General features: G+C 57.4%; 7 protein-coding genes. 5 read left to right on the forward strand and 2 right to left on the reverse strand.

Going from position 1 to position 14,696, the window contains the following annotated elements:
- Positions 1–91 precede the first annotated feature (91 nt).
- Positions 92–1,333, reverse strand: a complete 1,242-nt coding sequence (locus ACH518_RS08920; RefSeq protein ID WP_445372627.1) for a glycerophosphodiester phosphodiesterase — start codon at positions 1,331–1,333, stop codon at positions 92–94.
- A gap of 75 nt (positions 1,334–1,408) precedes the next feature.
- The gene (locus tag ACH518_RS08925) at positions 1,409–2,998 is read right to left on the reverse strand and encodes an alkaline phosphatase D family protein (RefSeq protein WP_445372628.1); all 1,590 of its coding nucleotides are present in this window, start codon (positions 2,996–2,998) and stop codon (positions 1,409–1,411) included.
- Between the two features lie 376 nt (positions 2,999–3,374).
- Between ACH518_RS08925 and ACH518_RS08930 the strand changes: the two genes are divergently transcribed.
- The 5 genes from ACH518_RS08930 (at position 3,375) to ACH518_RS08950 (ending at position 14,647) form a co-directional block, all read left to right on the forward strand.
- Positions 3,375–5,408 carry a cytochrome P450 gene (locus ACH518_RS08930; protein WP_445372629.1) on the forward strand — a complete coding sequence of 678 codons (2,034 nt, stop codon included), beginning with the start codon at positions 3,375–3,377 and terminating at the stop codon, positions 5,406–5,408.
- 38 nt (positions 5,409–5,446) lie between these two features.
- Positions 5,447–6,784: a hypothetical protein gene (locus ACH518_RS08935; protein WP_445372630.1), complete on the forward strand. Its 1,338-nt coding sequence runs from the start codon at positions 5,447–5,449 to the stop codon at positions 6,782–6,784.
- 11 nt (positions 6,785–6,795) lie between these two features.
- Positions 6,796–8,139, forward strand: coding sequence for a Dyp-type peroxidase (locus ACH518_RS08940; protein ID WP_445372631.1), 1,344 nt, complete (start codon positions 6,796–6,798; stop codon positions 8,137–8,139).
- A gap of 280 nt (positions 8,140–8,419) precedes the next feature.
- A complete protein-coding gene (gene zwf, locus ACH518_RS08945; protein ID WP_445372632.1) occupies positions 8,420–9,910 on the forward strand; it encodes a glucose-6-phosphate dehydrogenase in 1,491 nt (496 codons plus the stop codon).
- Between the two features lie 558 nt (positions 9,911–10,468).
- Positions 10,469–14,647, forward strand: a complete 4,179-nt coding sequence (locus ACH518_RS08950; protein WP_445372633.1) for an EAL domain-containing protein — start codon at positions 10,469–10,471, stop codon at positions 14,645–14,647.
- The last annotated feature ends 49 nt before the right edge of the window (positions 14,648–14,696 follow it).

Genomic DNA, 14,696 nt, shown 5'->3' on the forward strand with positions numbered 1-14,696 from the left:
TTTGTCCGGACCGGGTCAGGTTGGCGCGGTGGAATTGGGAGTGGCGGAAAAATCGCGCCTCCGGCCATCGCAGCCGGAGGCGCTTACGATATCAACGGTGTTGGCGATTGTGCCGGCCACGGTGGCCGCAAGATTCGATATTGCTGCCGGTATTGGTCGACGCATCCCGCGCGGCGACGCCGGTGTCCGGAAAGTCGGTAAACAAGCCGTCCACGCCCAAATCGTAGTAATAGGTCATTTCCGCTTGTGGATCGGCAAAGCCGTAACCGCTGGCGTCGTTGCGGAAAGTCCAGGTATGGACTTTCAAGCCTTTGTCGTGGGCCATTTCCAATACGCCGGTGCTGCCGTCGACCCGGCGGTCGTTGAGGTTGACCACGCCGTCGTTGTTGCGGTCGACGTTATCCGCCACGGTTTTCACCAGATAGGGTTTCCACGGGCCGATTGCGTCGGCGTAGGATTTAACAAAATCCAGTCCGTCCTCGCTCAACAGGTCGGCAAAGGTGCGCGAGTCGCCGGCTTTGACAAAGTCGTAGGGTTGTTTGTAGGGCGGTACCAACGAGATCGAGCCGTCGGCATTGACGTCGTCGGCATCGATCAATTGCACCAGATTGATTTCGGTTTTCTTGCTCAGGTATTGCAGATTGCCGACTTCGAACGACTGGATGAAGACCGGTGCGCATTCGCTGTTGCCGTATTCGGCGTGCAATTTGGCAAGCAGCCGATTTTCGAAATAATGGCGGCCGAATTGGCGACGGCCGCTGGCGTTGCGCAAATCGGCGTGGTAGGTGGAATGTTTGATTTCCGGATAAATGCCTATTGTGCGGCCGCTCAGGCGCGATTGGCGTTTGGCCAGGGTGATGACTTCGTCCAGGGTCGGGATTTGATACAGGCCGTTGAATTCCTGCGGGCGGCTGGCGCGGGGCTGCACGGCGCGCAGGGTTTTGATCTCGGCCAGGGTAAAGTCGCTGGCGAACCAGTCTTCCACTTCGACGCCGTCCAACATGCGTTTGGTTTTGCGGTCGGCGAATTCGGGGTGGCTGGCGACATCGGTGGTGGCGCCTATCATCGGTTCGTGGCGGGCGATCATTTTGCCGTCCTTGGTCAAGACCAAGTCCGGTTCGATGAAGTCGGCGCCCAACTCGATGGCTTTGGCGTAGCTTTCCAGGGTGTGTTCCGGCAAATAGCCGGACGCGCCGCGATGACCGATCACCAGTGGCGCCTGCTTGTGCGGCTGGTGGTGGGGATGTTTGAAATCGGCATCGGCAATTGCTGGCATGGCAAAACTGGAGGCTAAGGCTAAAGGTAATAGACGGAATGCGTAAGATTTTGGCATGGTTGGTTCCTTAAAGTAATTCGGTAACAGAGTTAAAACTGGAGCGGCCGGACGACGCAGCGTCCGGCCTCAGTGTTAGTCGCGGTCCCACGCGTATTTGCGGTCGCGGCCGGTTTGCGCCGGCAAGGTTTTGCTGAACACGACGGCGCCGTTCAGGTCTTTGAGTTGTACGGTCATGGCGCGGCTGCGTTGATCGATATCGACTTGGCCGAAGAATTGCAACCCGGCATACGGCGACAGGTTGGCTTGGCCGGCCGGCGGTGCCTTGCTGAATACCACTTGCGGGCCGAAAGTGCCGTCGGTACTGTTGGGGCCGAACGAGCCGGCATTTAAAGGGCCGGAGACGAATTCCCAAAACGGCAGGAAGTCCTTGCTGGCGGCTTTGGCGGGGTCGTAGAAATGGGCGGCGGCGTAATGCACGTCGGCGGTCAGCCAGACGATGTTTTTGATCCGCGCGTCCTTGATGAATTTCAACAAACGGGCGATTTCCAGTTCGCGGCCGGCGGCCGGGCCGTGGTTGCCGTTGGCGATCGCTTCCCAGCGCGGCGTGCCGTCCGGTAACTGGCCGTCGCCGATGTTCAAGCCAATCGGCATGTCGGCGGAAATGACTTTCCAGGTCGCATCCGAGTTTGCCAGTTCCTCTTGCAGCCAGGCCAATTGCTCTTCGCCCAGAAATGCGGTGTCCAGGCTTTCGCTGGTTTGCAGATTGGCGGTGTTGGGGCCGCGGTAGCTGCGCATATCGATCACAAATACATCCAGCAATTTGCCGTAGGACAGTTTGCGGTAGACGCGTTCGGACTCTTCGGCGCCGTGCGGACGCAGTGGAGCGTACTCGTGGAAAGCCTGGGTGGCTCTGGCGATCAAGGTTGGGATGTTTTTCTCGGTGTAACGGGCGTCATTGCTCAAGTCTTTGGCGTCGGACCAGTTGTTGACCACCTCGTGGTCGTCCCATTGCCAGATTTGCGGCACTTCGGCATTAAAGCGGCGCACATTCGCGTCCAGCAGGTTGTACTTGTAACGGCCGCGGAATTCGTTCAAGGTTTCGGCCACTTTGCTGACTTCCGGCGTGACCAAGTTGGTCCAAACCTGGCCGTTCTCTGCTACCCGGCTTTCCGGGATTGGCCCGTCCGAATAGACGCTGTCGCCGCTTTCGATGAAGAATTGCGGCCGCACCTGGCGCATCGCTTCGTAAATTTTCATGCCGCCGAAGCTTTCGTTGATGCCCCAGCCTTGGCCGGCGATATCACCGCCCCAGACGAAACGGATGTTGTCGCGTTTACCCAGGGTATGGAATTTGCCGTTCACCGCTTCGCTTTTATTGCGGGCATTGGACAGGTCTTGGAACCAGACCTTGACGTAAACGTCCTTACCGGGCTCCAGTCCGGTCAAATCCTGGCGGGCGGTGAAATCGGACTCGGCCGTCGCATGCGGGCCGCGGATCAGCACCGAGTCGATAAATTGCGGATTGTAGGCGTACTCGACGAACATTCGCGCAGGGCGGTCGGCACGGCTCCAAATGATGGCGCGGCCCGGCGCCAAATCGCCGATCTGTATGCCTTGCTCGAGCTGCGGCGCGGCGGCGGTTTCGGCGTGGGCCGGTAGTAATCCGGCAAGACTCAAGGCCAAAGCCAGCGGGGTAAAGCGGAATTTACGGAAATGTCGCATTCGAAAGGCTCCCAAGCGGTTTGATAAGCCGCGGATTATAGGAAGCTCGGGATGACAGGACGGTTAAGGTCCGGTTACAGAAAGATTGCAATGTGGTTAACGTGGAGCAAGCGTCTGCGCGTTAGGCCTGCGCTTGCTGGAAGGCGGCGGTTTTTGTGAACTAGATCTCCTTACGGCATGGTTGTTGCTTATGGTAATTTTTCACTTTCACTTTTTATTTCAATTAGTTACGATTAATCTATCATATTTCGGTCTTAAATCGGCGGGCGATGGTTGGCGGCGGTGACGCCGCCGAAGCGGCCATTGTCGGCAGTGGCGGAGATATGCTGCCAAGCAGGGAATGCACACAATAACTATAAACAACGAGGTAGGAAGCATGATCAGACCCGGAAACACGCGGCGCGGAGCCCGTTCCAAAAAATTGAATCGCCTGCTGACGATTCCGACATCCCATATTTGCGAGTTGGTACGCTGGGTCTTGGAATCCGGCGGCGTACCTTACCGCGAACAAGGCAGCGCGCCGGTATTGCATTTGCTGCCGTTTCGACTGGCCGGTGGCGGCGGTCAGGCCATGCCGGTGTTCGTCAGCAGCGAGGCGACGCTGGATAACTGGCGCGACATCGTCGGATACGTCGACGCCCGCTTGCCGGCCGATCAGCGTCTGTTCCCGGCCGGTAACGCGGAGCGGCAAGCCACCGCTGAATTACTGAGCAAACTGGATGCCCTGGGTCTGGCGACTCGCGATTACGCCTATTCGATGTTGCTGCCGCACCCGCAGATTTTACTGCCGGCCTGGCGGCGGGGCATTGCGGGCTGGCAGCAAGCCATTCTGGAAAAAGCCTATCCGTATATCCGCGCGGCGATGCAGAAAAATCTGCCGGTCGGCGCCGAACACATTCAACCCAACCGGACCAAAATCGAAACGCTATTCGGCGAATTCGATGCCTTGTTGAACGACGGCCGGGCTTATCTTGCCGGCGCAAAACCGGGAATTGCCGATTACGCCTTGGCGGCGCTGTCGGCGCCGGTGATTTTTCCGGACCAATACGGCGGCGAGTTTCCGGCCTTCGCCAGTTTGCCTGAAGAATATCAGGCGTTTTGCCGACAGTTGCGCGCTACCCGCAGCGGCGAACTGGCGTTGAAGATGTACCGCGAATACCGGCCGCCACGCCAGGCCGAGTTGGATCACCACCCGACCTCGACCACGCCGCAGAATCTGTTTTCGTACTATTTGGCGCGCGGCATCGCCCAATTGACCGGGGCCAAGGTACAGCGGCCATTGTTCGCCTGGTTGCGCGAGCACAAGCCGGTATTGGTGCTCGGCAAATACGGCATCGTCACCCGCGACGCCGACGTGCGCGAGACACTGGCGCGCGATACCGAATTCACCATCGCCGAAATCAACGCACCGAACATGCAGCGCCTGAACGGGCCGTTTTTCCTGGGCATGGACCGGTCCGAACAATACAGCCGCGAGCAGGGCGCATTGCGGCGGGTGATCCAGCCCAACGAAGCCGAGTTGATCCGCCGTATCGTCCGTAAACACTGCGACGAGCTGGTGCAAGCCGCACTGCCGGTGGGCCGGATCGATATGGTGTCGCAACTGGCGCGGCCGGCGGCACGGCGCTTCATCAGCGATTACCTGGGCGTGCCGGGGCCGGACGAAGTGACGATGATGCGCTGGATGCGCTCGCTGTTTCACGATCTGTTCCTGAACTTGAGCAACAACCGCGCGATTCAGCAAACCGCCGAACAATCCTTCCGGGAGATGGGGCCGTATCTGCTGAATCTGATTGTCGAGCGCCGGCAGCGTTTGCAAAACGGCGAGGTCTGCGAAGACTTTTTGTCCCGCCTGATCAAAATGGGCCTGGACGGCCAGCACGATCTGGACGACGACGGTATCCGCCGCAATATTTCCGGCCTGATCGTCGGCGCTTTGGACACCACGTCGATGGCCAGTAGCTTGATCGTCGAACAATTGCTGGCCCAGCCGGAGGTCTTGGCCCGGGCCAAGCAAGCGGTCGATGACGAGGACAAATTGTTGCATCTGTGCTTCGACGTGTTCCGCTTCAATACCATGGCTGCGGCGATGCGCCGCCACTGTAAATACGGTGCGGAAATCGGCGGCGTCAAGATTCCGCAAGGAACCGAAGTGTTTGCCTTCACCGCCTCGGCGATGTTCGACGAAAGCGCCTGGCCGGAACCGTTCAGCGTCCGCGACGACCGCGCGCTGGATCGCTATATGCACTTTGGCGACGGCATGCACCGCTGTTTCGGCGAGTACGTCAACCGCATCCAGATTCCGTTGATAGTGGGCAGTTTGCTGAGACTGAACAATCTCAGGAAATGCGGGTGCCTGTTGTACGACGGTCCGTTCCCCGATCAGTTCGTGCTGGCGTTCGATCGGTAATTTCGACCAGACCATAATAATTTCAAGAGGACTTTGCTATGCAACAGAATCCGATGACCGTTATCACGGAAATTTTGCCGGACAAGCTGGAGGAGCTGAAAAGCTATCTGGAGCCGATCGGGCTGGATATCAAAAACAAGAAAGGCCAGGAGATATCCTTCGCCGCCTACGAGCATCTGCATTACTGCACTTTTTTCGTCATACCCGGCGACCATCCGTCGCCGGGCAGTTCGCCGGCACCGGCCTTGCTGGCGTTCGAGGCCAATATCGACGGCGAGGTCAAGGCTTTCGTCAACGAACTGATCGCGAAGAATCCGCAGTTCGTCAACAAGGTGTATAGCTGTTGCGCCGGTTATCCCGGCAGCGATGCCGGCCAGTTGGCGGCTTACTTGCTGGCCAACGATCAGGGCGCCAATGCGTTTTACGTTGCCCATCCCGGCCAGAACCGCAATACGATTTACCGGCAGCGCGAAATCCGCGGCCATATCCAAAAATTCATCGACGAAAACCGCAGCCAGTTGGTCGGCCAAAGCGAAACGCAAATCCACGCCGCGGTGGTGCAGCACTTGAATACGGTGTATCCGGGCGGCATTCCCAAGATCGAGGCTCAGCCGTTCTTTACGCTCTATGGCGATAAAGTCTTCAATGCGCTGTTGGCGGTGGTCGGCATCGTCCTGGTCGGCGGCTTTTTCGGCTGGTTCGGGCCGTTTACCGAATTTTTGACGACCACGGCCGTGTTGGGCGCAATCGCGTTCGGCGTCGTGCTGCGCTGGCATGAAATGCGCGACAAACAGGACGACAAACCTTGGGTGGTGTCCGAGCAAATGCAGGCGATTCAGCGGGTCGAAGACCGCCAGTTGCAAAACCATCTGACCAGCGTGATCGAAATCAAGCCCGGCAACTTCCGGTTCTACACGTTGAAAGTGGTGTTGGCCGGCATCAATCTGGTCGCCAAATTGGTGGCGACCAAAGGCAATTTGAGCGGCATCGTTACGATCCATTTTGCGCGTTGGGTGATTCTGCCCGGTAATGCCGGCGGCCGCCGACGCCTGCTGTTCATGAGTAATTACGACGGCAGTTGGGAAAACTACCTGGGCGAATTCATCGACCACGCCAGCGTCGGTTTGACCGCGGTCTGGAGCAACACCCAGCAAGCCAAGGATAGAGGTTTTCCGGATACGCAATGGTTGGCGTTGCGCGGCGGTTCCCGCGACGAACAGCGTTTCAAAAACTTCGCCCGTAACAGCCAGTTGCCGGAATTGGTCTGGTACAGCGCCTATACCGATTTGTCGGTGAAAAACATCGATAACAACCGCCGCATCCATGGCGGTTTGTTCTCCACCGCCGATCTGGCCGCCTGGCTGAAATGCTTATAAGGAACTGAACCATGACAACGATAAAACTAGACGAAGTACAAGGCATCGTATTCAGCGGCTACAACAAATACATGGCCAATGCCAGCTATTATCTGCTCCGGATCGAGGATGCCGCCAAAACCAAAGCCTGGTTGAAAAATCTGGTCGCTAGCGGCCAGATCAGTCACGGCGCCGAAAAACCGGACGACACCACCGAAAACCGTCTGAACTTGGCCATCAGCTATCCCGGCTACTGCAAACTGGAGGCGGACGAGGCCAAACGCTACAGTTTCGAACTGTCGTTCCGCGAAGGAATGAATTCCGAACACCGTTCGGCCTTGCTCGGCGACCGCGGCCCCAACGACCCGGCGCAATGGAGTTGGGGCAACGGCAATAAGGAAGTCGATATTCTGCTGATTCTGTTTTCCAAGGATGATGCGATTCACGCCGCCAGTTGCAGCAGTTTCGAAAAAGGCTTAAAAGCGGCCGGCTTGAGTAAAATCGACCGTCTGGATGCCGGCGCCAAGGTGCAAAACCAGCACGGTTTCGTGCGGGAGCATTTCGGTTTTGCCGACGGTATTTCCGATCCGCTGGTCGACGGCTTTCCAACCGTGCCCGGCGCCGGCGAAATCGCGACCGGGGAGTTTCTATTGGGCTACCCGAACCAGTACGACGGCAAGAAGACCCAGATGCCGGTCAGCGAACAATTCGGCGCCAATGGTACCTACCTGGTGTTCCGCCAATTGAAACAGAACGTCGGCGAATTCTGGCAGTTCATTAACGACGAGGCGGCACGGCAGGGCATCGATCCGGAATATCTGGCCGCCAAGTTCGTCGGCCGCTGGAAAAGCGGTGCGGTGGTCGAGCCGGGGGAAAAGACCGATTCCAATAAAATCGACAACAGCTTTACCTTCGCTAACGACAAGGACGGCACCGGTTGCCCGTTCGGCTCGCACATTCGCCGCGCCAATCCGCGCGGGGTGGGTTTGGGCGAAAACGAGGCCGAATCGCTGAAAGTGGCCAACCGCCACCGCATCTTGCGCCGCGGCCGCAGCTACGGCAGCTATCTGGAAGATCCGAGCCAGGACACCGGCAAGGACGAGCGCGGTCTGCTGTTCATCTGCCTGAACGCCAACATCGAACGTCAGTTCGAATTCGTGCAACATACCTGGATCAACAACGTCAAATTTGCCGGCTTGTACGACGAAGACGATCCGTTGATCGGCAGCGCAGTGGAAACCGACCGCAAATTCACCATTCAGGACCAACCGTTACGGCGCCGGGTCTGCGGCTTCCAGCAGTTCGTCACGACCCGCGGCGGGGCTTATTTCTTCCTGCCCAGTCTGACGGCGTTGGCGATGCTGGCCAATACCTGATGACTTTTGGTTCGTGCCAACCGCGTCGTTCGCAGTAGCGTTTCCAGCCACGGCTCCCGTCAGCGCGGGAGCCAATTGCATCGGTCCGGCAAACCACCCCGAAAAATCAAGCTGCTAGTACCTGGCAACCGGTAATCCGCAGCTTTGCAGGGACCGATGCGACCTGCCTAGCCGCACTTCCTGGTGCTAGTGGTCACGCCAAGATCGACGGCTCTCGATAAATCATGCAAACTGGCTGAGACTGTTTTAAGCAGCGCCATTTCGGCAAGGAGTCAGAGCCATGAATACCGATCCCTGTACCTACGTGATTTTCGGCGCCACCGGCAATCTCGCCCGGCTGAAATTGATGCCCGGGTTTTATCATTTGCAACTGGAAAAAAAACTGCCGGACGACACCCGCATCCTGGCCGTCGGCCGGCGGCCGTGGGATCGGGCGACCTGGCTGGCCGAAGTAAAAACCTTGTTGCAGGAGCAGTCGAAAACGCCGCTGGACGAAGCCGAATTCGCCCGTTTCGCCGAACGCCTGGATTACCACCGTGGTGACCTGGACCAGGCCGAATGCTACCAAGCGCTGGCGGAAACCCTGGGCGGTCGCCCGCAATTTTCCCGCAATATCGCGTTTTATTTGGCGATCGGCCCCAGCGATTTCGGCAACGTGATCGAATCGCTGAGTAACGTCGGCCTGCTCAACGAAGAGTACGGTTGGCGCCGGGTCGTGATCGAAAAGCCGTTCGGTTACGATCTGGAGAGCGCGCAAGCGCTGCAAAAACGCCTGAACCGCTATCTGAGCGAGGACCAGATTTACCGGATCGACCACTATCTGGGCAAGGGCATGGTGCAGAACGTCCTGGTGTTCCGTTTCGCCAACGTGATGCTGGAGCCGTTGTGGAATCGCAATTACATCGATCACGTGCAGATCACCCATGCCGAAGAACTGGGCATCGGCAGCCGCGGCGACTATTACGACAGTGCCGGCGCGTTGCGCGATATGGTGCAAAGCCATTTGCTGCAACTATTGACCTTGGTGGCGATGGAACCGCCGGTATCGATGGACGCCGAATCGCTGCGTGACGAGAAAGTCAAAGTCCTGAAATCGATCCGGCCGATTCCGAAGTCGGCCGTGCATGCCCACGCCTTCCGCGGCCAATATGCCAAAGGCAACATCGCCGGCCAAAAAGTCCCGGCCTACCTGGAAGAACCCAATATCCCGGCCGAAAGCACGACCGAGACCTACGCCGCTGTGAAATTGCTGATCGACAACTGGCGTTGGCGCGGCGTACCGTTTTATCTGCGGACCGGTAAGCGTATGGCCAAGGGCCAGTCGTCGATTTCGATTTGTTTTCGCCATCCGCCCTTGCAGTTTTTCCGCGACACCCAGGTGCAATGCATGACGCCGAACTGGGTATTGATGGGGATTCAGCCTGACGAATGCATCCGGATGGAAATGACCGTCAAAGAAGCCGGGCTGGAGATGCGCACCCGCACTACCAGCCTGGATGCCAGTTTCCGCCAACCCGACGAGCGTCGGGTCGACGCTTACGAGGATCTGTTGCTGGACGTGATGAAAGGCGATCGCTCGCTGTTCCTGCGCTTCGACGAAGTGGAGTATGCCTGGCGTATCGTCGATCCGATCCTGCAAAACTGGGCAATCGAACGCGACTATATCCCTACCTATCCGGCCGGTTCCTGGGGGCCGGAAGAAAGCCGGCGTTTGTTCGAGAAAGAAGGCCAATACTGGCGAAGTTCGCTGTTGCCGGAGTGCCATCCATAGAGGGCTTTGCCCCATCTGGCGGCAAATCCGTGATTGGCCTTATTTTGATCAGCAGGGCAGCATGATTGCGCTCCTGCTGATCAGACCGGAGTCCAGCTCAATTCAAGTGGCTTTCGATTCCTCATCCTGCGATTTCATACTCTATAATTTTCTCGACCGTATTCGGCGCCGAGTTAGCTTCAGGTCAGTGACATTGCGTTAAGTCAATGGTTTAGGATGTTTTTCGTCGGTTGTGATAACCGCCTTCAGCTGAATCACACAAAGCGGTTTGCCTCAAACCAAAGCGCAAGACGGACGCCGGAATTGCCTGCCGTTTTTTTACGAACTGACACGTGGTTGTCGGAGAACCAGTCCCATGGAGTCTGTATTTTCCGACCGACTTGACTTCCTCTGACGCCACGTCCAAGTTGCGTAGGTTTTGAATAGAGTTTGTTGGTATTGGGGGTGCGATTGCTGGATCGGGTCAGGGCTCTAAGCCCAAACAGATTCGACGACATTCGGATGGGCCGGACGGGGCGCCGGGTGTTCCGAGTTACCTGAGTTGAAGAGGCAATATTGATGCCGTTGGCCTTAGAATTGGAACAGCGTTTTTCGCGGATGGCGGCCCATCTGCCGGGCTTTGTGTTTACCTTTCGCTTATCGCGGGATGGCCGTTTCAGCTTTCCCTATGCGAGTAGCGGCATATGCGATTTATATGGTTTGCAAGCGGAGCAGGTGGCCGAGGACATGGCTCCGTTGCATGCTATGGCCCATCCGGATGACAGGGAAATGATCGAGGCCGCGTTGGCCAACTCGGTGAAACAGCGGGGGCTGTTTCATATCGAGTTTCGTATCATTCACCCCGCCAAGGGAATCCGCTGGCTCGAAGCCAAGTCCGCCCCAGCCCCGGATCTGGGCCCCGAGGGTGAGATCGAGTGGCATGGCATCATGCTGGATATCACCGAGCGCAAGCAGATCGAACAAGCCTTGCAGTCCAGTCGAGTGGCGCTGGAAGAAGCCCAACGCATCGGTCATATTGGCAGTTGGGATGTCGATATCGTCAATGATGTGTTGACCTGGTCGGACGAGACCTTTCGCATCTGGGAAATCGACAAGACCCGGTTCGCTGCAACGTTTGAATCCTTCGTCGACACGGTTCATCCCGACGACAGAGCGCGAGTGGTGCAGGTGTATAACGCATCGATTGTGCAACGGACGCACTATGAAGTCGAACATCGTTTGTTGTTCCCGGATGGTCGCGTCAAATACATCCTCGAACGCGGTCAACCTTACTACGATGCCGACGGCAAGCCGGTGCGCTTTATCGGCACATCGCTCGATATCACTGAACGCAAGCACATCGAGAACACCCTGCAATTCATTGCGCAACGGCGTTGGCAGGCCGACGGCGAATCGTTTTTGTCGGCACTTGCCCGTTACTTGGGCGAGACGCTGGCAATGGATTATGTAGTCGTCAACCGGTTGCTGAAAGGCTCGGGGACTGCCGAAACCGTAGCGATGTACGCTAAGGGGGCTATGTTGCCCAATACCCAATACGACTTAAAAGGGACGCCTTGCGCCAACGTGATCGAGGGCGGCGCGTTGTGTTGTTACACGGAGCAGATACGGCGCCTGTTCCCGGAAGATGGATTGCTGGTTGAAATGGATGTCGAGAGCTATGTCGGTCTACCGCTGCTGGATTCCTCGGGCCAGGCGGTCGGTTTGATTGCCGTGATGGACGGCAAGCCGATGCACGACCTCGCCGGTGTGACCGCCTTGTTGCAACTGGTGGCGACCCGTGCGGCAGCTGAGCTGGAACGCGAGCAGTCGGAACGCCTGCTCAATGAGTCCCACCAATTTCTCGACAGGGTGATCGAAACGATCGCCGACCCGGTGTTCGTCAAAGACCGTGAGCATCGCTGGGTCAGGCTCAACCAGGCTTTTTGCGAGTTCATCGGCCAGCCGATGGACACCTTATTGGGGCAGCGCGATTGCGATTTTTTTTCCGCGCAAGAGGCCACCGTATTCCGGATTAATGACGATGCGGTGTTCGCCAGCGGCGAGGAGAATGTCAGCGAGGTGACGTTTACCGACCGTGCAGGCACCGCCCATACCATCATCATCAAGAAAACCCGCTGCAACGACGAGCGTGGCCAACAGTTCCTGGTGGGTACCATCCTGGACATCACCGAGCGCAAACGACACGAGCAAGAGCTGGCTCGCCTGCACTATGCCATCGATCGGGTCGAGGAATCGGTTTGTCTGATCGACGCCCATGCCCGCATCCGATACGTCAATGCGCACGCCTGCCAAGCACTGGGTTATAGCAAAGACGAAATGTTGGGCTTGAGCGTCCCGGATATCGACCCCAACTACCAGCATGCGATCTGGCCCGAACATTGGCGCGAGCTGCGGGAGAACGGCTCCTTGACCTTTGAGTCCTGCCACCAGACCAAGGACGGGCGGATGTTTCCGGTCGAGGTGGTCGCCAACTATTTCGAAGCCGACGGCCAAGGCTACAACATGGCGATGGTCCGTAACATCAGCGAACGCAAGCAGATGGAGTCTGCACTGGCCGAACGCCAACAAGAATTTCGCACACTGATCGAAAACTTGCCGACCTACGTGCTGCGTCTGGACTGGAGCTTGCACCACACCTACGTCAATCCGGCTTTCGTGGAAGCTGTCGATCTACCGGAAGCAGACATCCTGGGTTCGCATGTAACCGCATTCTGGCGGGCGACCAATGTGACGGTCGATGATTACATCGCCTTGTTGCGGCGGGTGTTGTCGTCCGGCAAACGTGAAGATGTGACGTTGGAATGGCGCAATAAGCAGGAGGTCTTGTACAGCCATCTGGTGCGTATCTCGCCGGAGTGTAATGCAAACGGGGAAATACGCGGTTTGCTGGTGTTGGGTTTCGACATGACCAAACATCGACGAGAGCAACTGTTGGATATTGAACGTCGACGGGTGTTCGAGCGCATGGCTCAAAGCGGTGACCTGTGCGAGATACTCACCCAAATCGCACTCTATGTCGAGTCTGCCTGTCCCGGTTGTCGTTGTCGGATTCAATTGCTGGATCAAACTGGCAAGCGTTTGATTCAGGGGGTGGCGCCGTCGTTTTCCATTCCCTGCCCCGTGCATGGGCAAGGCGTGGCAGTGGGCGAGCCGGGTTGCGGCTGTGCCATGGTATTCGATCGGGCCGAGCCTTTGATCATAGAGGATATGCGCTTGGCCACGGCTTCCGAAAAGTGTCGCGCGTTTGCCGCGGCAACCGGAATGGTCTCCAGTTGGTCGGATCCGATTATCGGCTCTTCCGGCCAGCAATTGGGCGTCATCACCCTGTATCGCGGCCAACCCGGCGAGCCGAATGAATTGAACCTGGGACGACTGCGCTATGCCAGTCATTTGAGCGCTATCGCTATCGAGCGCAAGCGCATCGAAGAACAGATGCAACATCAGGCCAGCTACGACACTTTGACCGGATTGCCCAACCGGCGCATGTTTCGCGACCGCTTGCACGAAGAAATCGGCAAAGCCGCCCGTGGCGGCGAGAGCCTGGCTCTGCTATTTATCGATTTGGATCGTTTCAAGGAAGTCAACGACACGCTGGGTCACGAAATCGGCGATCTGTTATTAGTCGAAGCCGCCCAGCGGATTCGTGCCTCTGTTCGCGAAACCGATACTGTCGCTCGGCTGGGCGGGGACGAATTCATTGTCATCTTACCGCGGGTGGATGACATGTCGCACCTCGGTCGAATCGCGCAAAACATCGTCGGCGACATTAGCAAGCCATTCAGCTTGGATATACACACCGTGTATATTTCCGCCAGCATCGGGATTGCCGCTTATCCTTTCGATACAGTCAATGCCGACAGCTTGGTCGGTTGCGCCGACCAGGCCATGTATGCCGTCAAACAACAGGGGCGCAACGGTTTTAGCTTTTTCACGCCCGCCATGCAGCAACAAGCGCAAAACCGCTTGCAACTTGCTAGTGATTTACGGGAGGCCTGGGTCAAAAGCCAATTGCAAGTTCACTATCAACCGATTGTCGACATTGCCAGCGGCCAAATCGTCAAGGCCGAAGCGCTTCTGCGTTGGCGGCATCCGCAACGCGGCATGGTGCCGCCCGACCAATTCATCTCGATTGCCGAAGAAAACGGGCTGATCCACGACATCGGCGATTGGGTCTTTCGTCAGGCCGTGGAAACCGCCCGGCGTTGGAACGCCGACAGTCGGCTCATCCGGCAAATTAGCGTCAATTTGTCGCCGCGCCAATTTATCAAGGGTGACTTTTACGTGTCTTGGCTGGCTGATTTGGCGCAAACCGGGCTCACGCCGGCACACATCGTCATCGAAATCACCGAGGGCTTATTGCTGGACGATCGTCCCGACATCCTGCAAATCATCAAACATCTGGGTCAGGTCGGCATGCAGGTGGCGTTAGACGACTTCGGCACCGGCTATTCGGCGATGGCTTACTTAAAAAGATTCCCCATCGACTACCTAAAGATCGATCGTTCGTTTGTGCGCGACCTGGAAAGCGATTCCAACGATCGTGCGATCGCCGAAGCGATTGTCGTGATGGCACACAAGTTGGGTTTAAAAACCATTGCCGAAGGAGTGGAGACAGTGGGGCAGCGTGATCTTCTGGCGGCGGCCGGTTGCGACTTCGTGCAAGGCTATCTGTATGCCAAGCCCATGCCGGCCGAGGAATTATTGGCGTTTCCGCTGACAGCTTCCCACTTTTCATAAAAGTTTCATGGCAACCAGCCGCGGCTCGTAAGGATCGGAAGAATGCCGG

The sequence above is a fragment of the Methylomonas sp. HW2-6 genome (assembly GCF_052474525.1).

Bases quoted from the DNA above. Each gene is read 5' to 3' on its own strand.
- ACH518_RS08920 (WP_445372627.1), bottom strand. From the start codon at position 1,333: ATGCCAAAATCTTACGCATTCCGTCTATTACCTTTAGCCTTAGCCTCC.
- ACH518_RS08925 (WP_445372628.1), bottom strand. From the start codon at position 2,998: ATGCGACATTTCCGTAAATTCCGCTTTACCCCGCTGGCTTTGGCCTTG.
- ACH518_RS08930 (WP_445372629.1), top strand. From the start codon at position 3,375: ATGATCAGACCCGGAAACACGCGGCGCGGAGCCCGTTCCAAAAAATTG.
- ACH518_RS08935 (WP_445372630.1), top strand. From the start codon at position 5,447: ATGCAACAGAATCCGATGACCGTTATCACGGAAATTTTGCCGGACAAG.
- ACH518_RS08940 (WP_445372631.1), top strand. From the start codon at position 6,796: ATGACAACGATAAAACTAGACGAAGTACAAGGCATCGTATTCAGCGGC.
- zwf (WP_445372632.1), top strand. From the start codon at position 8,420: ATGAATACCGATCCCTGTACCTACGTGATTTTCGGCGCCACCGGCAAT.
- ACH518_RS08950 (WP_445372633.1), top strand. From the start codon at position 10,469: ATGCCGTTGGCCTTAGAATTGGAACAGCGTTTTTCGCGGATGGCGGCC.